The sequence below is a fragment of the Johannesbaptistia floridana genome, assembly GCF_057440575.1.
In genome coordinates, this window is the sequence record NZ_JALKVM010000069.1 from 1 (window position 1) to 25,848 (window position 25,848).

Below are 25,848 nucleotides of genomic sequence, written 5' to 3' on the forward strand. Positions count from 1 at the left end.
CGGGGCCATAGATGACCTTTGCTACGATCTTAGGCTAAAGAGACATGAACTTTTTCTGAGGTTAATTTAGTACATAAGTACTGGTGCTTTGATATGAGTTATAGGTTGTTCGGGCTAAAGCCCTACTACAAACTTATCGAATGATAATCACTGGATTTGATAACTAGGATTTGATACAACAAGGTTTGATAATATAGTTATAACTAAAAATATGTTGCCCCATCTTGAGTGCTTCTCCCTTCCCAATTCTTGATAATTTATTTATTGTTGAAAAAGCAATGCGCTATATTAAAAAGAAGTATAATTTTTCTGTTAGTAAAGACTCGGAGCCAGATGATTGTTACTGAGATTTTTATCTACCCAATTAAATCCTGTCAGGGAATATCACTAAAACAATCCACAGTGACAACAAAAGGATTTGCTTGGGATCGTGAATTTATGATAGTTGATCGTCACAATCGCTTTATTAGTCAGCGACAATATCCTCAGTTAGCAACAATTAGAGTCGAATTATCAAACCAGACAATTCAAAACCCAGATTTAAAATCCAAAGAATCAATAACTCTATCTCAAGTAGAGAGTACAATACCCCCATTAACTTGGCAACCAAAATTAACAGGAAAAGAAATATCTGTACAAGTGTGGAGCGATCGCACAGTAGCCATAGACCAAGGAGACGAGGTGGCACAATGGTTTCATCAAGCTTTGAATCTAAAGCCAGAACAAAGTTGTCGCCTAGTAAGACAATCACCCCAAAATCCACGGCAAGTAGAAAAAAAATATGCGGTAAAAGAGAGCGATCGCGTTAGTTTCGCTGATGCCTATCCTTTTTTATTAACAGCTACCGCCTCATTATCAGAATTAAACCGCCGTATTAGTGAAATTCCCGGCTCAAATCTAGAAATAGGTATGGAGAGATTCCGTCCTAATATTGTTGTGACTACTGATGAACCTTTTTGTGAGGGCAATTGGCAGTCAGTTAGAATTGGTGAAGTTCAGTTTACTCTAGTTAAACCCTGTAGCCGTTGTATTATTACCACCGTTGACCAAACCACAGGTGTTAAAAATGAATTGAGAGAACCTTTAAGAACTTTAAGTACTTTCAGACAATTTGGAACTGCTGGAGTGATGTTTGGGGAAAATATGGTACCTCGTAGTCAAGGAATAGTTAAAGTTGGTGATAAGGTTGAAGTACTGGAATGGAAAGAAAAAGTAGAACCTAGTTTCTTACGGGGACAAAGTCTTTAAATTAATGCCTTTTTCCCCAAAAGTAATTACTTGTTCACCCACTTTTACTCTGGATTGTAAACCCTCACCCTCGATATGTAAAGAAGGGGGAGATCCTGATTGTACCGTCATTACTACCCAAAAAGAATTATTTCCTTGAGCTTTAATTACTCCCCCAGTTTCAGTCTTTTCATAGGAGATTTTCACATCAGCGGGTGTGATAAAAGTACCTTGCATAGTTGCTTCCTCATCTGAACTAATCGTAAAACTTTGTCCATTGATTTCCACATCTCCTTCTGTGTGCATAATCCAGGTTTTAGTTTCTCTAGATTCCTGATTGAGGTCATCCCAGAAATAATCAGCTATCACAAATAAACCGGGAACTCCAGCACTCCCACTATAGTCAACAGCAAAAGAACGAGTGGCATTGAGAGCAGGAGATGAATTAGTATCAGTATTAGATTTAACTGTTTCTTTCATCTTCATACTGATAATTCCCGAACCATCAGGATGATAGACGAAAAAAAATGGTTCTGCTGATTCCCAAGCGGGGACTTCAGGAATAACTACCACATTTTCTTCTTCTGGGTCGTATTTACTAGCCCCCGCTTTAGCCCAACGTTCTCCTAAACCCCAAATCCGAAAGCTACCTACATCAGGAAAAGACCAAGAGGCGCCTAAAGGTTGACGTCTCAGATAAATGCTACTCACAAAATCCTGGTCATTTTGCCATTGATCGCGAAAAACAAAGAAACCTTTGGTAGAATCGACTAAGACACGGTTGAAAACTTTTTCTGGGGGAATTGCTCTTAAATCCTCAGGATATCCTACCAGCATATAAATTGCTTGATGAGGTTGATATAGACTAATACCTAAACTTTCATCTTCCTTGAGGGCAAAATATTCCTCAAAACTCCACAAAGCAACAGGTAAAAATTCTTCAGGAGTTGTACGCCACCCGAAGGAAAATAAATCCCCAGCAGGACCAAAACGATGTCTTCCATAAGTAGGTAAGTTTACTTCTCCCTCCTCTCCCACCATCCGAGTTAAATATTGAGGCATTACCCAAGCTAAATGGGAATTGCGAACTAAATCTTTACCATAAATTTCTTGATAGGCTTGAACAAAGGGTAATATGGCGTGTAGAGATTCACGGGTATATAAATCTCCCTCTGTGCCGAAGGCGCGGTCTCCTAATGCAGTATTTGTGTATCGGTAAATCCTACGTTTCGTGATTTTAACCAATCTTTCTGGGTTACTAGATTCTCCTAAGTATTCCTCTGGTTCTTTGAGAATAGCTAATGCAGCTAACCCTGCCGCCCCACTAGCGCGAGCTTGCCAATTACTCCAAGCTGTTCCATTCCAACCTCTTTGAGGAGTATCTCCGTTAGTTAAATGAAGACTCTCTCTAGCTAACCAACGAGTTAATCTCTGTATCTTCTCTTCATCCCAAAGTTGATAGCATAAGTCGTAGGCTAAAGCTACACCAGTTAAAATTGAGGATCTTTCTAAATATCTAGGACCGGGATTGGCTAAGGAATTTTCTATTATTTCCCAAGCTTTATCTGCTCTTTGGTAATCTTCATTAATTAAGGCTAAAAAGCAATTGCCGGCGGCGTGATACCCTCCGTTGGGACCAATACCATCATATTGAATTTCTTGATTAAGAGATGTTTCTAGTCTCTTAATTACCTTTTGTCCATAATCTGTTTGGGTTTTCTTTCTAATTGCTGGTAATTCTTGACTACGGAAAATTAAACGTGGATGTTCTCTAGGCAATAGAGGTTGATAATTTGCTACTGATTGTTCCCAGGGAGTATTGATTACTCCTATGACTTCACCCTTGAATATACGTTCATTTAAACTTCCAGTATAGTTACCAATTAGTTTATTGTCTTCAACATCAACTACTATAGTGTATTCTGCTTCACGTTTTTCTTCTGGTTTCCAGGGTGAATATTGAATTGGCAAATTTACCTTCAGCTTCCACTGATTTTTCGCTTCAATTACTTTTAAACTACCCTTATGTTCTATATCTTTATGAAAACGGGGTGAATATGCCCATATTTCTTCATCACAATTTCCTTGATTACACTTTAGATCAATAAAAATTTCTTGGTAACTAGGTTTTTCTTCCCTCTCTTTCCATACTCCATCTTCAAGCTTCAGTGTAATATCGCCCGATAAATCATTAAGATTAATTAATTCTTCGGGTTTGTATTGTGGCCAATTACCTGTTACTAAAAAAACTAAGCTGGTTATAAATAAATAATGAAGTTTCATGAGAGTAAACTTAGTACTTTTAATAATATAGAAGAATCAGGCTTAGCAAGCCTTAAATACTTATTTACTGACTGTTATATTAATTGGTGACTCAAGAAATACCACAGCCAGTTATTAATATAAAGCCTAGCTTTTTGGGGAAAGGCAACACCGGGAACTTACTGCAAACTACCCCACAATATAAAAAGCTTCCTCCACTAAGTTTTCTTGAATAAGTGTAGGAATTGCTAGAAATGTTTAATAAGTATTAAAAAATTTCTATATTTGTTGGGTAAATAGTGTTTGGTGTAGTTTCTGATTCCCCTAGAGTCCCGAATGAAGCTATTTGTGTTATTGCTTCCTCTCGACTTCTATCAACAAATAATAGTTCTCCCTCCTGGCGAGTATAAACAAAACCAAGACTCAAATTAGAATTGATGTTTTGGCTCTTATTAACTATGTTTAATTGTTTTGGATCAACGAACCCTTTCTCTAAATCATTACTAAAACCTGATTGTTTAATCTTAATCACATCTTCTTCATTGTTAAAGTCTTTAATTAAATCACCTCCCTCTCTATAGTTATTATAAACAAAGGTATCTTCATCACTACCCCCTGTTAATATATCGTTCCCAAAACCTCCCACAAGAACATCTTTTCCACTATCCCCGGTTAAAATATCATTTCGTAAACCTCCATCGAGAGTATCGTTACCACCATTACTATTTAGACGGTCAACACCATCGCCGCCAACCATGTGATTACTTAATTGATTACCAATGCCTAAAACGAAACTATCACTCTTAACTATCAAGTTTTCAACCTCAGGATTTCTGGTCAAAAACCAATTTACTGAGGTTTGTATGGTATCAATACCACCAGTTTCCCTATCATCTGATTCTATTGATTCTATAATATAGTTATTAGGATGATTAACTATATAAAGATCATCTCCTTCTTCGCCGTAGAGAGTATCGCCTCCTGAACCGCCGATTAGGGTATCGTTCCCAGTTCCGCCGAAAATTAGGTCACTACCTTCTTCTCCTATGAGTAAATCATTACCCCCACGGCCTTCTAAGCGATCTTCATTCCCCCTTCCCTCTATGGTGTCATTACCCCCACCGCCGATTAAAGTGTCCTGACGATTGGTCCCAATGATTAAATCGTCTTTATTGCCTCCTTGTACTTTATCGGCAGAGATGCTTAAACGAATCGGGTCATATTCTTGATTTTCTTTACTAGCTAAGTGAACCCCAGTTCCACCCCTCCCTCGGTCTCTTAGTCTAAACATAAATGTTATTGAAGAACCACCATATTCCTCCAGAAAATCGATGAAATTATCGTTTTCAACATCATCAAAAACATTATTTTCTAAGACTATTTGATCCCCTGCTGATGGCTCTTCTTCAAACCTGATATTTCCTACGGAAACAACTTCATCGTTTTGGAATTTATACCAATTAGGTTGATTTGCAGGTGCATTGTACCAATTAATGGTGTTTTCATCCCAATCTTGGGGTTGTTTAAGAGCATAAATTTCTAAAGTATTCCCCTTTAGTCCACCCTCTAGCACAAGACCATCGAAGGTAGAGTCTATGGTTATTTCTAATTTAGCTTCGGTGATTTTTTTATAACTTACTCCATCCCCTAAATCAAAGCTAACGTATCCTTTTCGGTTAAAACCTACTTCGTCTAAACCTAAACCATCGTTTTTAATCGTAATTCTTTCATCACTACCATGATCCACTCCTTCTTGAAATTCAGGAGCAGAACTCCGGATGAATGAGTCTTCATCCGGTATTACCTTATTAACAAAAGTTCTAAGTCTTGGCATATCTCTCTATACTTAATTAAATAAATAAAAATTTCTTAACTTATATAAAACTAAAATACAATTGGTGTCTTTAGCTTTCGCAAAATTATCACTAATATAGCAAGTGAATTCAATAATTGTCAACTAAGTACTTTTACTAACTACTTAATACTAACTAGTTAATACTAACTACTTAATACTAACTAGTTAATAATTGTATCTTTAGTCGGGTATTTACTTTCCTCTTCAGAGGGCTCTTTACTCTCGTCTTTATCCTCATCTTTACTTTGATTTTTATTTTCAAAGTAAACTGAGTGTTTTTGCCTTTCTAGATGACTATTTTTTCTAGCTACTTCTGAATCAAGTTGAATTTTTATTTGAGGTCCTGAACTAGCTAAGCGAATAATCATACCATCTATCACTAGAGATTTATCTATTCGTTTCCCACCAATATAAGTTCCATTAGCTCCTAAATTAGTTAATTCCCACTTAGATCCTACTGAGCTTATTTCTATATGTTTGCGAGATACTACTGCACTATATAAGATTACATCATTATCTATAGACCTTCCTATAGTAATGGTTGTATCCAAATCAAAGGTCCAATGTTGTACCGGGATCGCTTTTAGAGGGTGTAGAAGAATTAAAGTTATTGCTGACATTCTAAATCATCAGAATGGGTTAATAATATTTAACAAATATTATAATCTATTATGAATTTAAATTAAGTTTATATCTTGTCTATTAGATTTATTATAACCTGTAATTTAGTTTCATTTAGTATTCTCGTTTTTAGTCTTTAGGAATTCCCCACAAAACCAATTCCCAAGCAAGGAAAAAATGTTTACGCCCAATTCACCATCATCTATGAAAATTAGTATTCTCTAGTCAGTCTTTTAATATTTCTTCAAATTCTTCCGAGTTCCTATAAGTTTGAAGATATTGGGGAGAATCTGGTTGATAAGGACTGGCTAATTTATCAATACTAATTATCTTAGCATCAGGAGAAATAACGGGAATATCTGGATCAAAGGCAGTTTGACCTGTTAAAGAACTAGAAAATCCTTTATAAATAAGTATTTGCTCCCTTTCACCTTTAACTTCTATATTAACAATTAAAACTATTTCAGGATGTTTTATAGTATACTGTTCTAGTGGGAAGACGATAGAATTATTCATAAAGTTTGTAAACTACGTATACGATTGATAGCTGCCGCTAGTTCTAGTTTACGAAATTCAGCTAAGTTGCCCTGGGGAAATTCGCTTAAAATATCTAATCCCTCCTGAGATTGAATATCTTTGATAACTAGTTCTAGAATAACTGCTAAAGGAGCAGAATCGTTAATATATTTTTTTTTCGCGTGGATAATCCCTAAAGCAATCGCCCTGAGTTGGTCTTCCTCTACTAATTGTTCCACTTGATTTAAATCAATATTTTCTTTTCCTAAAATTAATTGGTTTTTGCCAATAATTTTGTATTTTACTGCTTTTTGACCACTATTTAAAGAAATACTGTCATTGATAATCACTCTCTGTCTAATTGCACCAAATTCTTCTCCTCCTTCACTTATACGCCTAGTAGGGTAGTTAGTGATAATTTCTTGAGTTTTAGCCGTGACATCCTTGGTGTGGAAATTAGTTAAGGCAATAACTGTATCGGCAACATCTAAATAGTCTCCACTCCCTCCCATCACTAAAATAGTAGACACTTGGTAATTACTCAATAGTTGTCTAACTTTATCTATAAATGGTGTAATTGGCTCTGAATCTTTCCCTATTAATGCTTGCATTCGATTGTCTCTAATCATTAAATTAGTGGCTGCTGTATCTTCATCGATAAGCAATAATTTACTCCCTGCTTCAATGGCTTCAATTATATTCGCTGCTTGAGATGTGCTACCACTGGCATTACTAGTAGTGAATTTTTCTGTAGAGCGATTATCAGGTAATTTTTCTATGAAGGGTGAAATATCCACAGAAGCAACACTGCGTCCGTCTTCTGCTCTAATTTTCATCGCTGTTGCTTCTGTGACTACTAATTCTCTGCCATCACCAGGAATATGATTGTATATACCCGCGGCGATCGCCTTGAGTATTGTTGATTTACCGTGATAACCCCCTCCCACAATCAGAGTTACTCCCGCTTTAATCCCCATCCCCGTCACTTTTCCTTGATTCGGACAATCCATAGTCACTTCTAATGACGGTGGAGACATGAAGGGAATTGCCCCCTCTTCTAGAGGCGATTCATCTACTCCACTTTTTCTCGGCAGTATCGAGCCATTTGCTATAAAAGCTACTAATCCTTGAGAAGATAACTGTTGGCGCAGGCTATCTGCGTCTTCTACTACTTTTACTTGTTTTTCTATTGCTTGAGAATCGAGGGATTGATATTTTAAACTCCTTTCATAAATTTTTACTAAGTCTTCCGTTAACATTGCTACCGCCTGATGTCCCAGAATACTTCTCCCTCTTGCCGGTAATCCTGCTGTTAATCTTACTTCTATTTCTTGGTTATTTAGTAATATAGTACTTCTTTTGAGAACTTTTTGTCCTACCCTAGGAAGTCCAATCATTCCACTCTTTCCTGTCCCACGACTGATAATTATCGATTTACAAGCTTGATTAAATTGACGAATTAAATAGTCAGTTAAAGCTATATTCCGAATCCGAGAGTTATAGAGAAATTCAGGAAATTGGGCAAGAGATTGGGGTATTTTTATGCGTAACTGACTAGGAGTAGCAAAAGGGTCCCCTTGAACTCGATCTATAATTAGTTTGAATTCAGGAAACTGGTAAGTATTTTTAAGCTCTCGGTAAGCTTTGTAGTTTTTTCCATCTAGATTTCTCAAGATAGTTATTAAGTTATCTTTTGTTAACATAAATAAATTACTTTTAATTTAAATGTGTGGTATCGGCATTTAATTTAATTTGCCAGCCAAGGAAAGTTTTGCTGAATTGCATTAAACAGGCAAAATCCGGTTGAATTTCAGGAAGTTTAGGATTAAGAGCTAGTCCTATAGCTTTAATTGAAGGACCATGACCGATAATTAACATGTCTTCCTGAAATTCTCTTAAGATTTGATTAATTGTTTTAGCCGTTCGTTCCCTAAGTTTTAATTCTGTTTCAGGATACTCAGGTTGAACTCGGGAAACATAACTTAGATCTATACTAGGATAATCTTTTGGCAAGATCTCCACAGGAGTAGTTTTTGGCATCGAGGTCATCCAATCAGGGTTTAGCCATTCACTTAAACCCCATTCTAGTTTTATTGATAAATTGAGAATATTACTAACTATTTGAGCAGTTTGTACAGTTCGCAAAAAAGGTGAAGCAAAAATATGCCTAATATTTTCTGATTTTAATCTATTTGCTAAACACAGAGCTTGTTTCTCTCCCTCTGGTGCTAAAGGAGGATCATAAGGATGTGCTGCTTCATCAAACCAAGACCAATTTACGAAATCTAAACGCAAACCATGTCTAGCTAACCATATATTTTGAGACATATCGTAATTAGTTGTCAATAAATTTTACAAAAGTTAACTATTTGAGATAAAATAGAAAAGAGTAAAAAGGTAAACAAATAAACTTAAAAACTTGCTCACAAAATAAAAGAGTATACTTAAGTATATAGGCTAAAATCACTTGGTCATCAGGAGAAAAACAAGACAAGTTGTAGTAAACAAAGTTGTCAATAAAATAAGTATGTAATAGGTTCCCTAGATACTAAAGTCCAGGGCTAGTAAATGACTGAAAATTTGCAGTCAGAAAAGAAAATAACTCCTATCTCACTTTACTCACACTCACCGTGTACTACTAGGAGGAAGAAGCTCTCCAATATGAAAACTGCTCAAAATGCAACTGATTCAGTTCGCGCTTACTTAAAAGAAATAGGTCGTGTTCCTCTACTAACTCATGAAGAGGAAATAATTCATGCTAAGCAAGTGCAAAAATTAGTTCAATTAGAAAAATGTAAACAAGAAATAGAGAAGAAAAAAAATAGAGAAATATCGGAAGCAGAATGGGCAGAAGCGGCAAAAATCAGCGTAAGCAAACTGCGCCACTACATATATCAAGGAGAGATGGCGAAGCAAAAAATGATTGAAGCCAATCTGCGTTTAGTAGTTTCTGTAGCCAAAAAATATTTAAAACGGAACTTGGATTTACTAGATTTAATACAAGAAGGTACGATAGGAATGCAAAGGGGGGTAGAAAAATTTGACCCAACCAAAGGATATAGGTTTTCAACCTATGCCTACTGGTGGATACGTCAAGCAATTACAAGGGCGATCGCCGAAAAAAGCAGAACTATTCGTTTACCGATTCACATTACGGAAAAACTGAACAAAATTAAAAAAGCCCAAAGACAAATAGCCCAGCAAAAAGGCCGTTCTGCTACAATTGCCGAATTAGCCGAAGAACTAGAACTAACTCCAAAACAGGTTAGAGAATACCTAGAAAGGGCGCGTCAACCCTTGTCTCTCGATTTGCGGGTAGGGGATAACAACGATACTGAATTAGGAGAATTATTAGAAGATGCCGGACAATCCCCTGAGGATTATGCGACTTATTCTTCTTTACAATTAGATTTAGACAAATTAATGGACGACTTAACACCCCAACAAAGAGAAGTAATTAGTCTGCGTTTTGGGTTAACAGATGGTAAACCTCTAACCCTGTCAAAAATTGGTGTACTTCTGAATATTAGTCGTGAAAGAGTCCGTCAAATCGAGCGAGAAGCACTAGCGAAGCTGAGAAAACGCAAATCAGACATGAGTGAATATCTCGTGGGTTAAATGAAGATTAACCAGAAGAGGGACCATAGAGGGATCGGAAAAAAAAGATAATTAGTTATCTGGTTTACCGATCCTTTCATATAGATTCAAATCAGTTAAGTTAAGTTAAGCTAGAGTAAGTTGTAAGCTTGTAATTGATATTAAGTAATAATGAACAGAAATACAGATCAATATAGTGGCTTCTTTGAAAACGAAAACAACCCAGGAAATGGACTATGGCAATATGTACAATCACTAAGTCCAGAAACTGTGGCTCAACTATCTAAACCCCAATCGAGTGAAGTTTTCCAGGTAATGGAACGCAACATAGTTGGACTACTAGGTAGTTTACCATCAGAACATTTTAATGTAACTATTAACACTAATAGAGAAAACCTAGGACGTCTTTTAGCCTCAGCCATGATGAGTGGCTACTTTCTTCGCAATGTAGAACAAAGACTAAACTTTGAGCAATCTTTGCAAGGAAGTGAGCAATTTTGTTCTGAATCAAAATTAGAATCAGAATTAAATTCAGAATTAAATTCAGAATTAAATTCAGAATTCAACGATGATTAGTAATAAACCCCATAAACGTATTGGGGTAGCAGTAATCTGTGGAGATCAAAACCAAATCTTGATAGATCGCCGGCTACCCCAGGGCGATATGGGAGGTTTATGGGAATTTCCTGGGGGAAAAATAGAAGCTAACGAAACAGTAGAAGATTGTATAGCTAGAGAAATCAAAGAAGAACTAGGCGTAAAAGTTACAGTTGGAAGACACTTAATAACAATAGAACATGATTATGAACAATTCCGCGTCACTTTGATTGTTCATCAGTGTAAAATTAAACAAGGTGAGCCTCAAGCGATAGAATGTGCAGAAATTCGCTGGGTTAGTTTAAAAGAAATACAAGAATATACCTTTCCTGAAGCTAACTACCAAATTATTGCCGCCATAGGTAAACTATTCTCCTGTTGATAAATAACAACAATAAGATAAGATGAAAGAGAAATAAAGCAATAAGATAACAGAAAAATAAATAATGACTTCAGAAGTTAATAAAGACATTCAGATAGATAAGAATCTCATGGCTATGAAAAAGTTCGCTGAACAGTACGCCAAGAGAACAGATACCTACTTTTGCGTAGACCCTTCAGTAACTGCGGTAGTTATCGAAGGCTTAGCCAAACACAAAGAAGAATTAGGGGCACCATTGTGCCCTTGTAGACATTACGAAGACAAAGAAGCAGAGGTAAAAAATACTTTTTGGAATTGCCCCTGTGTGCCGATGAGAGAACGTAAAGAGTGCCATTGTATGCTCTTCATCACTCCAGATAACGATTTTGCTGGGGAAGAACAAGAAATAAGCATAGAAGAAATTCAAAAAGTCAAAGAGAATATGAGTTGAACTTGAATCAACCAGAAATATTAGCAAAATTTAGGCAGGCTGTGCAAGAATTTAATCAAAAAGAATTTTATGCCTGCCATGATACCTTAGAAGCTCTATGGATGGAATCATCAGAGCCAAATAAAACCTTTTATCAAGGTATATTGCAAATCGCTGTAGCTTGTTACCACCTGAGTAATAAAAATTGGCGTGGGGCAGTAATTCTTTTAGCTGAAGGCCAAAAAAAGTTAAAAGACTATAAACCAAGTTACTATGGTATTGATGTTGACCATCTCTATCAACAGAGTAATTTTTTGTTACAAAGTCTCTATCGGGTTGAACCTACTCAAATAGCAGAATTGTTACTAGAAATAGAAGCAAATCAAAGAGATGGTTGGCCTTCAATTCTCTTTGTTTAAAATATTAGTATCAATGCTTACTTATTATTCTTATAATTGGATCTTGATTTTAATTACTTGGTTTGTTTTCCCCCATATTATTTATCAAGGGCCATTTTTAGCGCAAACCTCAGCAGAAACCTCAACAGAAACTGAAGAATTACAGAATACCTTAACTGTGCGTTCAGATATTCAAGAAGCTAATTCAGAAACGGGAGTAATTACGGCTAGAGGTAATGTTAAAATTTACTACCCCGCCAGACAAATGCAAGCAACGGCAGCTCAAGCTCAATATTTTAGTCGTGAACGTCGCCTAGTGCTTACAGGCAACGTTTATGTATTGCAAGATGGCAATAGTATGCGGGCTGAAACTATGACTTATTTGATTGACCAAGGACATTTTATCGCTACTCCCAAAGAGGAACAACAGGTAGAGTCTATTTATATAGTTTCGGATTCTGAATCTGAAGAACCTGAGATTATTTTTAACGAAAATAACTAGTAAAACTAAATTTCTTAGATCTTGTCAAGCCAGCCTTCGCTTTGCTAAAGGAGGGGGTTTCAAACCCATTTTTTGATGACCATTATTCTGGAAAATATTCATAAATATTATGGGAAGCGCTCTGTTGTCAATCGAGTCAATCTCCGCGTTTCTCCGGGAGAAATTGTCGGTTTACTTGGTCCTAATGGAGCTGGTAAAACCACTACTTTTTATATTGCTACTGGTTTAGTGAAACCTAATGAAGGTGTAGTTTGGCTAGAAAATACTAATATTACTAGTATGCCGATTAACAAAAGAGCACGTCTAGGGATAGGTTATTTGCCCCAACAAAGTAGTATTTTCCGAAATCTTAATGTTCAAGATAATATTTTGTTAGTATTAGAACAAACTAATCTTTCTCCCTCTCAAAAAAAGCTGCGGTTTGAACATTTAATTAGAGAGTTTCGTCTGGAAAAAATTGTTCGCGTCCAAGGTTCTCAAGTCTCAGGTGGAGAACGTCGGAGAACAGAAATAGCTCGTTCTTTGGCAGTAGGATTAAATGGCCCTAAGTTCTTGCTACTAGATGAACCTTTTGCTGGAGTAGATCCCATCGCCGTTGCCGAAATTCAAGAAATTATTGCCAAACTTAAGCAACAAAATCTAGGTGTTCTGATTACAGATCATAACGTTAGAGAAACTTTAGAAATTACAGATCGCGCTTATATTATGCACGATGGGCAAATTCTAGCTTCAGGAACTCCTGAAGAGCTCTACAATAACACTCTTGTACGTCAATACTATCTAGGTGACAAGTTTCAACTTTAGCGCATTTTATAACATGAAGACTAGCAAAGATCGCACTGTTCAAAAATTACCATGGTCTCTACCCATTGTAGATCGCTATTTGACTTTAGAGTTAATTACCCCTCTGTTATTTGGAATGGGATTATTTACAACTTTAGGGTTATCTATTGGCACTTTGTTTGAATTAGTTCGTAAAGTTACCGAATCAGGTTTGATGTTGAGTGCAGCTTTTCAAGTACTCTTGCTAAAAATACCGGAATTTATCGTTCTAGCTTTTCCTATGTCCATGCTTTTAGCTACTTTAATGGCTTATAGTCGTTTATCTAGTGATAGTGAGATAATAGCGTTGCGTAGCTTTGGTTTAAGCTTATATCGTCTGATTATTCCCGCCCTTGTTCTCGGCTTAGTGATTACAGGCATCACCTTTACGTTTAATAATTTAATCGCTCCTATTACTAATTATCAAGCAACAATTACTTTAGAAAAAGCTTTGAATCGAGATCAACCTGATTTTAAAGAAAATAATATTATTTATCCTGAATACAAAAAAGTTACACGAGAAAATGGTAGCCGCGAAACAGTATTAAGTCGCTTATTTTATGCAGAAGAGTTTAATGGAAAAAATATGACTAATTTGACTATCTTAGATCGCTCTCAAGATGGTGTTAGTCAAATAGTAACAGCTAAACATGCTAGTTGGAATATTGTAGAAAATGTTTGGGATTTTTTCAATGGTACTATTTATATTATTGCCCCCGATGGTTCCTATCGCAATATAATTCGCTTTGAACATCAAAAACTCGCTATTCCTCGGGCACCATTAGATTTAGCTAGTAGAGGGCGCGACTATGGAGAAATGAATATAGCCCAAGCCTATCAATATCTCCAAGTAGTCCGTTTAAGTGGTGACGAACAAAAAGTACGTAAATTAAGAGTACGTATTCAAGAAAAAATATCTCTACCTTTTGTTTGTATCGTATTTAGTCTAATTGGAGCCGTTATTGGTCTACAGCCACATAATACTAACCGAGCTACTAGTTTTGGTATTTGTGTAGTCTTAATTTTTACTTACTATCTATTTTCTTTCTTTTCTAGTTCTCTAGGAATTTGGGGAATTCTTTCTCCATTTATGTCGGCTTGGTTGCCTAATTTCTTCGGACTAGGTGCTGGTATTTATTTATTAGTAAGTTCCGCTAAATAAAGTGAGGAAAGTAAGGAGTAATTTTCTAGGCTAAATCAATTAGGAAGATTCGGATTGGGTGTAGATGGAGTAGTAGGCATAGAAGGTTGTGTGGGTTGTGTGGGTCGTGTGGGTCGTGTGGGGTCAAGATTCTGTAATAAATCAGGATTTTCTGAGGTTTCGGGAACTGGGTAAAGCTCCGTGTTAGGGTATTGTGGGATTGTAGTGTCGGGGATTGGAGAAAGCTCCGTGTTAGGGTATTGTGGGATTGTAGTGTCGGGGATTTTAGGTGGTAGAGTTTCTTGAGATACAATTATGGAACTAGCAATTTCTTCCCTTTTAGCACTGAAATAGACATGACCGAGGACTTTACCTTCATAAGTTCTTTTCGTAAAACGCCAACCTGGTGCTAGGTGAATCTTCAAGAAACCTTGTCTGAGACCTCTTGTTGTACCAATCAAAAACTTAGGGCGAGATTGATCGCTGCGAGGAATTCCTAGTAAAACTAACTCATTGTCTTCCTTAACAATTGTGAGCATATATTCCATACCTAGGTCTTCGTCGTCGATACGAATGGAGTAACCATTACTATCGGTATTGCGGCGACAAATTCCGGTAAAATCAAAATTAAGTAACAAAGGCTCAATAATTACAGTACCTGCGTCTACTTCTACTTCTTCCCAGCAGTCTTGTTTATTGGGTATTTGTTCAATAACCAGTAAGGAATATTGTTGGTCTCCAAAGGGCCGCGCGATCGCTGTAAATTTCTCTTGGTCAACTTCTGTTTCCTGAAAAGGACTAGCTAAAGTAGCATTCAACCAGAAAATACCACTGAGAGTTGCCATAGCTAAAGTACTGTTTTGAATCAACTTTTTGAGTTTGATCATTTCTTCACACCAACTTACAGTATTAGTTGTTTAGTTATTCTTTATAAATTATAGGCTTATTTTTGGACTTTTCTAGTACAATCAGCATAATCTTTAATCTCAATTGATAAACTTTAGATATGTTTGATTGTTTAATTGTAGGCGCAGGGCCCGCAGGCGCTACTGCCGCCTATCATCTCGCTCAAAAGGGTCATTCCTGTTTATTACTCGATAAAGCTTCTTTTCCTCGTTATAAACCTTGTGGAGGTGGTGTTTCACCGGGTATTGCTCAATGGTTTGATTTTGACTTTTCACCAGTAATTGTCCAAAAAGTTAATCAAGTCAAATATACTTGGAAGCTTACAGATCCTTCTCAGGTTCAATTGCGGGGACTTGAACCGATGTGGATGGTAGATAGAGGTGCTTTTGACCAGTTTTTAGTGGAACAAGCTATTAACCAAGGAGCTAAGTTTGAATCTGAAGCTGAGGTGATTAGTATTCAAGCCCAAAATGATAGTTGGGAAGTTAAGACTACTTCAGGTACCTTCCAGGGTCGTTATTTGATTGGTGCCGATGGGGTTAAAAGTCTTGTAGCTAAGTCTTTGGGTTTAAATTCTGAGCAATTATCTCTTGGGGCAAGTTTAGAAATTACCACTCCTACTCCTCCAGAAAATCCTGATACTGCTTGTTTTGAATTTGGTCTACTTAACAATGGTTATATTTGGAACTTCCCTAAAGCTCAAGGTTATACCATCAGTGGGGCAATTTTGCGCGGTAATAAGGCTAAATCAGCAGAATTAAAGAAGCAGATAATTAAATATGCCCAGGAGTTCGGATTAGACACTAATGGGGCTAAATATGCTGAATATCCTTTGGCTTTGTGGCGTGACAATCAAACCTTACACAGTTCGAGGGCGATAATTGTTGGTGAAGCCGCAGCCATTCTAGATCCTCTCACCGGAGAAGGTATTCGACCCGCAATTTGGACTGGTTGGCAAGGGGCGATCGCTATTAGTAAAGCCCTTACTGGTGAATCAGAAGCTTTGAGTGAATATACTCAATTAGTTGCTCAGGAATGGGGAGCCAATATGATTTTAGCTCAACGTCTAGCTGGATTATTTTATCAATTTCCTAAAATTTCCTATAAAGTTGGTGTCAAGCGTCCCAAGGCTGCTCAACTTATGGCCAAAATTCTTTGTGGTGAGTTAAAATATAGCGATGTTACTGAACAGGCTATGGCTCGTTTGAAGAAAAGTCTTATTCCTGGTATGAGATAAGTAAGTAAAACCTAGAAGCCGCGATCGCGGCTTTTAATCTGGGAACTAGTGGCTACTTTTGGTAAAATTGACTATAATATTATGGTAAGAGTAACTATAATTATTTACACTAGCAAATTTAGTAATAGAGGTATTTCCCCAAACTGTGTTCACAACCGTTTTACCTAAACAACAACCATTACAATCAACTTTTCCAGATGATTTATTTACAGCCATTAAAGAGTTAAAAAAAGAATTAAACGCTGTAATTTTAGCTCACTACTATCAAGATCCTGATATTCAAGACATAGCCGATTATTTAGGAGATTCCCTAGGACTTTCACAACAAGCAGCTCAAACCAACGCTGATACAATTGTGTTTGCTGGGGTGCATTTTATGGCAGAAACAGCCAAAATACTTAACCCAGATAAATTAGTATTGTTACCAGATTTAGAGGCAGGTTGTTCTTTAGCAGAAAGTTGTCCACCAAAAGAGTTTGCCGCTTTCAAAGCAGCTCATCCCGAGCATATAGTTATATCCTATATAAATTGTTCGGCGGAAATTAAAGCTATGAGTGATATTATTTGTACTAGCTCTAACGCCGTGAAAATCGTACAACAAATCCCGGAAAATCAACCAATTATTTTTGCCCCAGACCGCCATTTAGGACGCTATGTTATGCAGCAAACTGGGAGAAATCTATTACTGTGGCAAGGTAGCTGCATAGTTCATGAAACCTTTAGTGAAAAAAGCATAGTCAGATTACAAAGCGAATATCCAGAGGCAGAAATTGTCGCTCATCCCGAATGTCCTGACTCTGTTTTACGCCACGCTAATTTTATCGGCTCAACTACGGCTATGCTCAAATACACTCAAAATAGTCCTCTACAAACATTTATTGTGGCTACGGAATCAGGTATTATTCACCAAATGCAAAAACAAGCCCCCCATAAGCGCTTTATTCCAGCTCCCAGTATTAATAACTGTAATTGTAATGAGTGCCCCTATATGCGGTTAAATACCCTAGAAAAAGTCTATTTAACTATGCTTAATCGACAGCCAGAGATTACTTTACCTGATGAGATAATTGAAGCAGCTTATAAACCAATTCAGAGAATGTTGGAATTATCTTGAGATAATCAGAAGGAAGGGGAAAGCTCCCTATTGCTCCCCTTCTCCCGGTGTTGAAAAACCCCACCACCAATAACTTTTGGCAAAGATTCTTTGAACTTAAGAGCAATGAAACTCACTATCCTACTATAACCCTAGGCGAAGCCTGAAGAGGGAAGAGGGAACAGTAGGCCAGTAATGGATTTCATAGTTTGAAAATGTCAAACACCTTAATGAGTAGTGCTATAGCTGAAGGAACAAAACTTAAACTAGCTATAATTAAAGAGACAAAAATAATTAAACTATCAACAACTATGCGTATTCTACACACAATGTTAAGAGTAAAAAACCTAGAAGAATCACTTAAATTTTACTGTGATATTCTCGGTATGAATCTAATTCGCCAAAAAGACTATCCAGGAGGTGAATTTACTCTAGCTTTCGTTGGTTATGGTGAAGAATCGGAAGAAGCTGTGATTGAGTTAACTTATAATTGGGGTGTTGATAACTATGAAATAGGTGATGCCTATGGTCATATTGCCCTAGGTGTAGATGATATTTACGGTACTTGTGAAAAAATCAAATCCCTTGGGGGTAAAGTTAGTAGAGAACCAGGTCCCATGAAACATGGCTCTACTGTAATCGCTTTTGTAGAAGACCCCAATGGTTATAAAGTTGAATTAATTCAAATTGGTACACAAGGATCTAGAGGAGAATCCGCAAAAGAAACCGCCACAAGGACCTAGACTCAGACCCTCGCACCAAAATCCACTCATTTACTGGTTGAGGTAGGGTGAACAGGTGTGGGGTGTAGCTCATAAGGATAGGTTTTTAACATTTCGGTGAAAACGAGACTCCAGGAGGAACTAAGACAAGGAGACCAGAGTTGATAATACAATGAAATAGTGTATTGTCATGCCAATATAAAAGTCCTATCCAAGGCTAGTAAAAGTAATCTTTGGATAGGATACACACTCTCACGTTTCTATGATAAATCTCTCTGGTGATATGCCCCAATTGATCCAAGTTATTGCCTCATGAGCACTTTTCATTGAAGGTGGTACCCTAATTACATGAATATGTCCGGTAGATGGACAAGTCATTTTTACTAAAGTAATTTCTTCCAAATCATCTATTAGATTACTTGCTTTTATTCTTAAAAGAGTATATTCTCGATACTGATCTAATTGAGTAGTATCTAATTCTTGACATATTTTTTCATAACCCATACCTTGAATTAAAGCTCGCCGTACTTCAGCGTTCGGTTCTTTTAAAAGCCATCGAGGGTTCCATTGTTCTAGTTCAATTTCTCCATATTCCCTAGGTAACAATACTCCTCGATAAATATAAATAGGTTTCTGTGATTTCACAGAAATAACATGAGGATGAAGAGGCCAATGTCTTCTAATTAAGGCGATCGCCATCTCTGTTAATCTAGAATTACCTATCACCATCTGTTGAAATACATAATCAGTAGTATAACAAAATTTACCAGGGATAGGGTTGATAGTTTTTCAGAAAATAACCAAATAAAGGTTCACTGGGATTATTTATACCTTGGACAATTGGGTCATAAATACGCGCCATGCCGTCAATTGTATCTAAAGGAGTGTAAAAACCTTTGGTTTCTTGAATATGTTGTTTAATATGATGAGGATTTTGATTACTAAACCAACCTGGATCTACACTATTCATAAAAATTTTATCACAAGCATAATCAGCCGCCGATGTACGAGTCATCATATTTAAAGCAGCTTTGGCCATATTAGTATGAGGATGATAAATAGTTTTAGTAGCACTATTAAATTGTCCTTCCTTCGCCGAAACATTAATAATAAAACGACGGGAAAAAGATGAACCCATCAACAAAGGTTTTAATTGACTATTTAACATAAAAGGAGCAATAGCATTAACTAGTTGAACCTCTAGCATTTCTAATGAACTAATTTCTTCTAGTTTAAGTCGCCAACTATTTGTCGGACTTAAATCTAATGGTTGTCCATAAGCATCAAAACTATCAGAGAGAAGGTCATTTTTATCCCTTAAAAGATGACTAGAATGATTCAATTTAGTTTCTAATAAATAGTGATTGGTATTATCAAGCTGATTAACTATCAATTTACGTGCAGTTTCAGACCCAGATAAATTTTTATCTCTGTTTAATAAATTTTGATAAAAAGCTAAAGGACGTTTAATAGTTTGAGCCGCATTATTAATAATAATATCTAAGCTTTTTGACTGGGTTAATAAATAATTAACAAAAGTTTCAACTGCTCCCAAATTACGTAAATCTAAACCATAAATTTGTAATTTTTCTTGCCATTGAACAAAATCTGGTTCCTGACTAAAACGTGTAGCTGCATCATAAGGAAAGCGAGTAGTTATAATTACCTTGGCCCCATCTCTTAGCATTCTTAAAGCTGTTTGATAACCTATTGTAATTCTGCCCCCAGTGATTAACGCTACACGTCCAGTTAAACTTGTTCTCTGTTGACGTTTTTGATAGTTTAATTGAGCACATTGGGGACATAGTGAATGATAAAAAAAGTGAACTTCTGTATAGCGTTGCTTACAAATATAACAGCTTACAACAGGTTTTAAGAGTTTTTTGTTACTAGAGAGAGAAATTGGTGTGAAACTTGCTGTTGGTTGTTGTAATTGACTTTGTACTATAGCGGTTTTTCTTTGAAGTTCTTGCTTAAGATGATTTCGCTCGTGTTTTTGCGATCGCCTTGCTTTTTTTCTTCCATTTTTATAAATTTTAGCAATAAGACTTTTAAAACGTGGTTGAGAATCAATTAAGCTAGGATCTTCGGATATTTCTTGTAAAACTTTCAGACAATTTTCCCATTCTGGGGGTAAAGTATCCATAAATTCATATTCAGTTTCAATAGTGCCAAAGAGAAAATGCAAGAATTGTTATTTCCTAAAGGGGGTGGGATTTGAACCCACAACCTTCACCCTGGCAAGGTGATGCTCTTCGTAATTGAGCTACCCCCATAATTATTTTATCAGTAGAGAAAACTTTTAATTAACTATTAACTCCTACAATAATAAAATGTTGTAGGAGTTTTGATGAAATATGTTGTTATTCAGCTCGTTTATAGGCTTCGTCAAGGACCTCAGAAAGAGTAGGATGAGTGTGAACATTGAAAGCGAGATTGCGCACAGATTCACCATTGGCGATCGCATTAGCTGCCTCTTGAATCAAATCAGAGGCGTGGATACCAATAATATGTACTCCCAATAATTCCCCAGTATCTTTGCGGTAAATAATTTTAGCAACACCATCAGTTTCCCCCTCAGCCAAAGCCTTGGAGTTACCCTTAAAATAGGTTTTCACTGTAGCTACTTCAAATCCTTCTGTTGCGGCTAATTCTGTGGCTTGATGTTCATTTAAACCCACATAACTAATTTCAGGATGAGTAAAAGCTGCGGCAGGAATACTGCGATAGTTAATACTCTTGTGGTTACCACAAATATTTTCTACAGCAATCACACCTTGGGCTGATGCCGCGTGGGCAAGCATCATTTTTCCGGTGGCGTCTCCTACTGCCCAGAGATTGGGTACAACCTCACCATCTTTAAGTACTGCCATTTGGTCATTAACAGCAATAAAGCCCCGGCGATCTAATTCTATCCCAAAAATATCTAAACCGAGATTTTTAGTCGCAGGAATTCTACCTGTTGCCACTAAACAAGCATCTACCTCTAATACATCTACTATTTCTCTAGTTTTAGCATCAGCTAATTCAATTACCACTGGTGAACCTGCTTTAACTGTTTTTGCTAAAGTACTTGTATAAGTTTCAATATCTCGGGGTTTAATTAAAACCCTTTCAGCTATTTTGGCAATATCCCGGTCAAAAGTGGGCATTAATTGGTCTAAAGCTTCAATCATGGTGATTTCGCAGCCTAATGCTGTGTATACATCGGCAAATTCTAAGCCAATATAACCACTACCAACAATCGCCAACCACTGGGGTAGAGATTCTAGTCTAACGGCTTCATCGCTAGTAAATACTGTTTTATGGTCTATTTCTATCCCGGGAGGAACAAAAGGCACCGAACCAGGACACAGCATGATATCTTGAGCTGTAATCGTTTTCTCCCCTTCTTTGGTTAAAACACTAACTTTGTTGGGAGCAGTAAGTTTTCCCCAGCCGTTGATTGTATCTACATTTAGTCTTTTCAAGCTATTAGTGAGATCTCCACGAATTTTACCCACTAAATTATTAGCGTGGGTGGCGATCGCTTCTCGGTTAAAATTCACCCCATCAATTTCGATACCCATACTTTCTAGATGTTTGATATCGTTTAATTCTCTTACTCTTCCTGAGGCGGCTAACAAAGCTTTTGAGGGTATACAACCACGGTTAACACAAGTCCCCCCCATATCTTTTGCTTCTATTATCGCTGTTTTTAATCCTCTTTTTACTGCGTGTAGAGCTGCACCATGCCCCCCTACTCCTGCTCCTATTATAATTAGGTCGTAATCAAATTGTTCACTCATTTAACTTCTTCTTCTTCTTTATTTTTATTTATCCCTTTCCGTTATTTTATTGTATCGGGCCAAGGCTATTAATTTGTGTATGAAGTTTAAGCGCGATCGCATTAATTCTTTAACTCATTACTTCAAGACTTCCTCACTTCAAGACTTCCTCACTCCAAGACTTCAAGACTTCAAAACTCATTTTCATTACTCATTACTCCTTACTCATTACTCATTACTCAACCCCAACCAGCAACTTTTGGCAAAGGAGCAAGATCTGAGGAGCTATCCCTGTTACTTCACTTCATAAAAGTTTACAATGTTCTCATTTTTTGTTATCTTACAAGAGTAAAATTAAAAAAACTTATATGTCTCATTTGCGCATCTTACACCTAGTAGGTTCACCAGAAAATGAATTTTACACTAGTTTATCTCTTGTCTATGCCCAGGGTTGTCTAAAATCTACAGCCAACCCAGAATTATACAAATTCTATATCGCCTACGTAAGTCCAGATAAGCAATGGCGATTTCCCTCTTCCTTAGATAAAGAGGATATCGCCAAAGCGCAACCTATGTCTCTAGCAGCAGCGATTGAATATATCAACCTGTTAAAGATAGACCTAGTCATACCCCAAATGTTTTGTCGAAAAGGAATGATTACTTATCGCTGTTTGTTCGATTTACTCTCTATTCCCTACATCGGCAACACTCCCGAGGTTATGTCTTTAACTTATAATAAAGCTCAAGCCAAGGCAGTAGTTGAAGCTGCGGGAATTAAAGTACCTCCAGGAGAATTACTACAAAAAGGACAAATACCAACAATTACTCCTCCTGCGGTAGTTAAACCGATAACCTCCGATAACTCTTTAGGAGTAACCCTAGTTAAAGATGAATCTGAATATGAAGCAGCTTTAGCAACAGCTTTTAATTGTTCAGATCAAGTTATCGTAGAAAAATTTATAGAATTGGGTAGAGAAGTTAGATGTGGTGTAATTGTCAAAGATGGTGAACTAATTGGTTTACCCTTAGAAGAATACGCCATGGATTCTGATAGCAAACCAATTCGGGAATATGAAGATAAGCTTAAACAAGGGGAAGATGGAGAATTAATCTTGGCCGCCAAAGATACCAAGAAATCTTGGATTGTCTATCCAGAAGATGAAACCACAAAAAGAGTTCAAGAAATAGCCAAAAAATGTCACAAAGCCTTAGGATGTAGACATTATAGTCTTTTTGACTTCCGTATAGATTCCTCTGGACAACCCTGGTTTTTAGAAGCAGGATTATACTGTTCTTTTTCTCCTAAGAGTGTAATTCCAACCATGGCAGAAGCTGCGAGTATACCTTTAGATAAACTATTCTTAATCATGCAAGATAACGCTCTCAATCGGGGCAAAGATTTAGTATTGATTTGAGGCGATCGCTTAAATGTTGATTTAATTGAGTTAAGATATATTCTGCTTTTTGATGAGCTCGATCAATATTAATACTCTTTGCACCAAATAAGTGGTATTTAGACTTAAATCTGGTTGCCAAAATGAATTTTTGGCAACTAGTCTTGGTTCTATTTCCGATTTTAAGATAAAACAAGATTAAATTATGAGATGATATAAATCTGTTTTATTTTTTTTTAAGGTTAATCTTATCGTGAAGCTATTTGTATATCATACTCCTGAATTAACGCCTGAAGAAAACTTCCCAGAATGTGCAGTTGTGATTGATGTTCTACGAGCTACCACAACAATTGCTACAGCTTTAAATGCTGGTGCTGAAGCGGTACAAGCTTTCAGTGAAATTGAGACATTACTAGAAGCAAGTGAGGAATGGCCAGAAAATTTGAGAATTAGAGCAGGAGAAAGAGGTGGTTCTAAAGTAGATGCTTGTGATTTGGGTAACTCTCCCCTAGATTATACGCCTGAAGTAGTTACAAATAAGCGTTTATTTCTGAGTACAACCAATGGTACAAGGGCTTTAGAAAGAGTTAAACCATCTCATACAGTTCTTACAGCAGCTCAAGTAAACCGTGAGGCTGTGGTTAAATATATCTGGGATAAACAGCCAGAAACGGTTTGGTTAGTTGGTTCTGGTTGGCAGGGAGGTTACTCCCTAGAAGATACTGTCTGCGCCGGGGCGATCGCCCAAGGGTTAGTTTCTCAGTATCAAGTAGGCAATGATGAGGTGATTGCGGCGATCGCCCTTTATACTCAGTGGCAAGACAAGTTACTAAGTTTATTTGAACAATCTAGTCATGGACAGAGGCTGTTAAGATTAGATGGGCAAGCAGATCTCAAATATTGTGCTCAATCAGATATTTTAGATATTGTTCCCTTGCAAACTGAACCGGGAGTACTTAGCGTAGGGCAAATATAAGATACAAAAAAATACCCAGTTAGGTAATCAACTGGGTAATTAAGCTAAGTTAAAACATTAGGAATTAATTTGATCTAAATTCACTTTTACTACTTTATTTTTTTCTTCTTCTAATCTTGGTAAAGTCAACTTCAAGATTCCATCTTTGTATTCAGCAGCGACATTGCTATTGTCAACTACTCTGATTCGCTTGCGCTGAAATCAGAGCTTGTATCTAAACTCCACCGCAACTCTAAAAACCTTTGCAGATTTTTAGCTTTGGCTTCATAGTCTGATACATTAGGGTTATCAATTTTTGATATTTGTTCTTAAGTTTTTAGTATAGTGATATGATAACTAATAAATAAACTATTGTAACTAGTATTGAGTATAAATATGCTACTAGGAAAACAAATAATATTGAGAATAACTCTTATGGCTGGTTTTGGTCTGATTGGGCTAAATTATCCCGGGGTATTAGCTCAATATCAGCAGCCATCACGCTCTTTTTGTGAAGAATATGCCAGAGATTATGCCAGAAGAAACTCTCAAGGTGAAACCCTAGGAAGGGCCGCTCGTGGTGCCGCAGGTGGTGCTATAATTGGTGCTATTTTTGGTGATGCTGGCTTGGGTGCTGGAATAGGTGCCGCAGCAGGAGGAGTGGGAGGTAGTGTTAGTCAATCTAGAGATTCTGACTATCTCTACCAAATTGCCTTCGATGATTGCATGAGAGGAAAAGTCCAATAATTAATTACAATGGGTTGAGGAGAAAAATGAACAGAACTTTTCAGTTAATGATTTCTACAGGGATAGTTTTATTAGCAAGTATTACTACCGCTATAGCTCAAGATGAACCAATGTCTGAAGATAACTCTATAGTTAATTTAGAAACTATATCCTGTCGTAACCTACTTAAGCTTAATGACCAAGAAAAACGAGCAACGATTATGTTTTTTCATGGTTATATAAGTGGTAAAAACAGCGAGTCAACGGCTGATGTAAATGCTTTATCGACAATTAGCCATACAGTTGTTAATCACTGTATTGATAATCCCGATGATACCCTATTAACTGTTTTTGAGAGATATAGATAATTCCGTGCGTTATGGGTTGATGTCACTACACCCAAGAATCTATCTACTCAGTCTCCCACTGTTATCTGTTGGGTAGCACTTTGTTTAACCCAACCTACAGGCTGAAGATGTGCTCAAAAGCGATCGCCACCCCGGTAGGTTGGGCCCTTGATAACGAAACCCAACAATCTATCTACTCAGTCTCCCACTGTTATCTGTTGGGTTGCACTTTGTTTAACCCAACCTACAGGCTTAAACTCAGATCTTGCATCTTTATCCAAAGTTACTTGTGGATGAATCTTGAAGTGAAAGAAGTTTTGAAGTTTTGAAGTAATGAGTTAAAGAATTAATGCTCAACGCTTAAAAATTGGT

The 25,848-nt window shown here is 36.9% G+C and carries 26 protein-coding genes, 1 tRNA gene and 1 pseudogene; 16 read left to right on the forward strand and 12 right to left on the reverse strand.

What is annotated here, in order from left to right:
* Positions 1-333: 333 nt before the first annotated feature.
* Positions 334-1,248 carry an MOSC domain-containing protein gene (locus tag MW688_RS05090; protein WP_486734844.1) on the forward strand — a complete coding sequence of 305 codons (915 nt, stop codon included), beginning with the start codon at positions 334-336 and terminating at the stop codon, positions 1,246-1,248.
* Here MW688_RS05090 and MW688_RS05095 read toward each other — a convergent pair.
* From MW688_RS05095 to MW688_RS05120, 6 genes are all read right to left on the reverse strand, one after another.
* Positions 1,228-3,510 carry a hypothetical protein gene (locus MW688_RS05095; RefSeq protein WP_486734845.1) on the reverse strand — a complete coding sequence of 761 codons (2,283 nt, stop codon included), beginning with the start codon at positions 3,508-3,510 and terminating at the stop codon, positions 1,228-1,230. The two genes, MW688_RS05090 and MW688_RS05095, sit on opposite strands and share 21 nt — an antisense overlap.
* 247 nt (positions 3,511-3,757) lie before the next feature.
* Positions 3,758-5,323, reverse strand: a complete 1,566-nt coding sequence (locus MW688_RS05100) for a CBM96 family carbohydrate-binding protein (protein ID WP_486734847.1) — start codon at positions 5,321-5,323, stop codon at positions 3,758-3,760.
* Between the two features lie 182 nt (positions 5,324-5,505).
* Entirely contained in the window at positions 5,506-5,964 is a 459-nt protein-coding gene (locus MW688_RS05105; RefSeq protein ID WP_486734848.1) for an FHA domain-containing protein, read from the reverse strand.
* A 226-nt stretch (positions 5,965-6,190) separates the two neighbouring features.
* A complete protein-coding gene (locus tag MW688_RS05110; protein WP_486734849.1) occupies positions 6,191-6,481 on the reverse strand; it encodes a DUF7734 family protein in 291 nt (96 codons plus the stop codon).
* Complete coding sequence (locus MW688_RS05115; RefSeq protein WP_486734850.1) at positions 6,478-8,184, reverse strand: ABC-ATPase domain-containing protein; 1,707 nt, start codon at positions 8,182-8,184, stop codon at positions 6,478-6,480. Before MW688_RS05115 ends, MW688_RS05110 begins: the two co-directional genes overlap by 4 nt.
* 13 nt (positions 8,185-8,197) lie before the next feature.
* On the reverse strand, positions 8,198-8,809 hold the full coding sequence (locus MW688_RS05120; RefSeq protein ID WP_486734851.1) for a histidine phosphatase family protein: 612 nt from the start codon (positions 8,807-8,809) through the stop codon (positions 8,198-8,200).
* Positions 8,810-9,142: 333 nt separating this feature from the next.
* Here MW688_RS05120 and MW688_RS05125 point away from each other — a divergent pair, with 333 nt between their 5' ends.
* From MW688_RS05125 to MW688_RS05160, 8 genes are all read left to right on the forward strand, one after another.
* On the forward strand, positions 9,143-10,099 hold the full coding sequence (locus MW688_RS05125; RefSeq protein ID WP_486734852.1) for an RNA polymerase sigma factor, RpoD/SigA family: 957 nt from the start codon (positions 9,143-9,145) through the stop codon (positions 10,097-10,099).
* A gap of 150 nt (positions 10,100-10,249) precedes the next feature.
* Complete coding sequence (locus tag MW688_RS05130) at positions 10,250-10,654, forward strand: DUF760 domain-containing protein (RefSeq protein ID WP_486734853.1); 405 nt, start codon at positions 10,250-10,252, stop codon at positions 10,652-10,654.
* On the forward strand, positions 10,647-11,057 hold the full coding sequence (gene mutT / locus MW688_RS05135) for an 8-oxo-dGTP diphosphatase MutT (RefSeq protein WP_486734854.1): 411 nt from the start codon (positions 10,647-10,649) through the stop codon (positions 11,055-11,057). Before MW688_RS05130 ends, mutT begins: the two co-directional genes overlap by 8 nt.
* A 64-nt stretch (positions 11,058-11,121) precedes the next feature.
* Positions 11,122-11,487 carry a ferredoxin-thioredoxin reductase catalytic domain-containing protein gene (locus MW688_RS05140; RefSeq protein ID WP_486734855.1) on the forward strand — a complete coding sequence of 122 codons (366 nt, stop codon included), beginning with the start codon at positions 11,122-11,124 and terminating at the stop codon, positions 11,485-11,487.
* Positions 11,484-11,885: a DUF309 domain-containing protein gene (locus MW688_RS05145; RefSeq protein ID WP_486734856.1), complete on the forward strand. Its 402-nt coding sequence runs from the start codon at positions 11,484-11,486 to the stop codon at positions 11,883-11,885. The genes MW688_RS05140 and MW688_RS05145 overlap by 4 nt, the downstream gene beginning before the upstream one ends.
* 13 nt (positions 11,886-11,898) lie before the next feature.
* Entirely contained in the window at positions 11,899-12,366 is a 468-nt protein-coding gene (locus tag MW688_RS05150) for an LptA/OstA family protein (RefSeq protein WP_486734857.1), read from the forward strand.
* A 75-nt stretch (positions 12,367-12,441) separates the two neighbouring features.
* Positions 12,442-13,170: an LPS export ABC transporter ATP-binding protein gene (lptB, locus tag MW688_RS05155; RefSeq protein ID WP_486734858.1), complete on the forward strand. Its 729-nt coding sequence runs from the start codon at positions 12,442-12,444 to the stop codon at positions 13,168-13,170.
* A 13-nt stretch (positions 13,171-13,183) separates the two neighbouring features.
* Complete coding sequence (locus MW688_RS05160; RefSeq protein WP_486734859.1) at positions 13,184-14,350, forward strand: LptF/LptG family permease; 1,167 nt, start codon at positions 13,184-13,186, stop codon at positions 14,348-14,350.
* 35 nt (positions 14,351-14,385) lie between these two features.
* Here the strand turns inward: MW688_RS05160 and MW688_RS05165 are convergent, their stop codons facing one another.
* Positions 14,386-15,216 carry a DUF3747 domain-containing protein gene (locus MW688_RS05165; RefSeq protein ID WP_486734860.1) on the reverse strand — a complete coding sequence of 277 codons (831 nt, stop codon included), beginning with the start codon at positions 15,214-15,216 and terminating at the stop codon, positions 14,386-14,388.
* A 119-nt stretch (positions 15,217-15,335) separates the two neighbouring features.
* Between MW688_RS05165 and MW688_RS05170 the strand changes: the two genes are divergently transcribed.
* From MW688_RS05170 to gloA, 3 genes are all read left to right on the forward strand, one after another.
* Complete coding sequence (locus tag MW688_RS05170) at positions 15,336-16,472, forward strand: geranylgeranyl reductase family protein (protein ID WP_486734861.1); 1,137 nt, start codon at positions 15,336-15,338, stop codon at positions 16,470-16,472.
* 145 nt (positions 16,473-16,617) lie between these two features.
* Positions 16,618-17,586, forward strand: a complete 969-nt coding sequence (nadA, locus tag MW688_RS05175) for a quinolinate synthase NadA (protein WP_486734862.1) — start codon at positions 16,618-16,620, stop codon at positions 17,584-17,586.
* Between the two features lie 290 nt (positions 17,587-17,876).
* Positions 17,877-18,308 (forward strand): lactoylglutathione lyase, encoded by a 432-nt coding sequence (gloA, locus tag MW688_RS05180; protein WP_486734872.1) that lies wholly within the window; start codon positions 17,877-17,879, stop codon positions 18,306-18,308.
* Positions 18,309-18,539: 231 nt separating this feature from the next.
* Here the strand turns inward: gloA and MW688_RS05185 are convergent, their stop codons facing one another.
* The 4 genes from MW688_RS05185 to lpdA form a co-directional block, all read right to left on the reverse strand.
* Positions 18,540-19,016: a DUF6745 domain-containing protein gene (locus MW688_RS05185; RefSeq protein WP_486734863.1), complete on the reverse strand. Its 477-nt coding sequence runs from the start codon at positions 19,014-19,016 to the stop codon at positions 18,540-18,542.
* 34 nt (positions 19,017-19,050) lie between these two features.
* Complete coding sequence (locus tag MW688_RS05190) at positions 19,051-20,433, reverse strand: SDR family NAD(P)-dependent oxidoreductase (protein WP_486734864.1); 1,383 nt, start codon at positions 20,431-20,433, stop codon at positions 19,051-19,053.
* A gap of 59 nt (positions 20,434-20,492) precedes the next feature.
* Positions 20,493-20,563: transfer RNA gene (locus MW688_RS05195), tRNA-Gly, on the reverse strand.
* An 87-nt stretch (positions 20,564-20,650) separates the two neighbouring features.
* Complete coding sequence (gene lpdA, locus MW688_RS05200) at positions 20,651-22,075, reverse strand: dihydrolipoyl dehydrogenase (protein WP_486734866.1); 1,425 nt, start codon at positions 22,073-22,075, stop codon at positions 20,651-20,653.
* 347 nt (positions 22,076-22,422) lie between these two features.
* Between lpdA and MW688_RS05205 the strand changes: the two genes are divergently transcribed.
* Entirely contained in the window at positions 22,423-23,469 is a 1,047-nt protein-coding gene (locus tag MW688_RS05205; RefSeq protein WP_486734867.1) for a D-alanine--D-alanine ligase family protein, read from the forward strand.
* 232 nt (positions 23,470-23,701) lie between these two features.
* Positions 23,702-24,424, forward strand: a complete 723-nt coding sequence (locus tag MW688_RS05210) for a 2-phosphosulfolactate phosphatase family protein (protein WP_486734869.1) — start codon at positions 23,702-23,704, stop codon at positions 24,422-24,424.
* A gap of 57 nt (positions 24,425-24,481) precedes the next feature.
* Here the strand turns inward: MW688_RS05210 and MW688_RS05215 are convergent.
* Positions 24,482-24,601, reverse strand: a pseudogene (locus MW688_RS05215) (Hsp20 family protein); the annotation flags it as partial.
* Between the two features lie 198 nt (positions 24,602-24,799).
* On the opposite strand from MW688_RS05215, the gene MW688_RS05220 reads away from it, so the two are divergent.
* Both MW688_RS05220 and MW688_RS05225 read left to right on the forward strand, forming a co-directional pair.
* Positions 24,800-25,150 (forward strand): glycine zipper family protein, encoded by a 351-nt coding sequence (locus tag MW688_RS05220; protein ID WP_486734870.1) that lies wholly within the window; start codon positions 24,800-24,802, stop codon positions 25,148-25,150.
* Between the two features lie 26 nt (positions 25,151-25,176).
* Positions 25,177-25,497, forward strand: a complete 321-nt coding sequence (locus MW688_RS05225) for an HdeA/HdeB family chaperone (protein WP_486734871.1) — start codon at positions 25,177-25,179, stop codon at positions 25,495-25,497.
* Positions 25,498-25,848 lie beyond the last annotated feature (351 nt).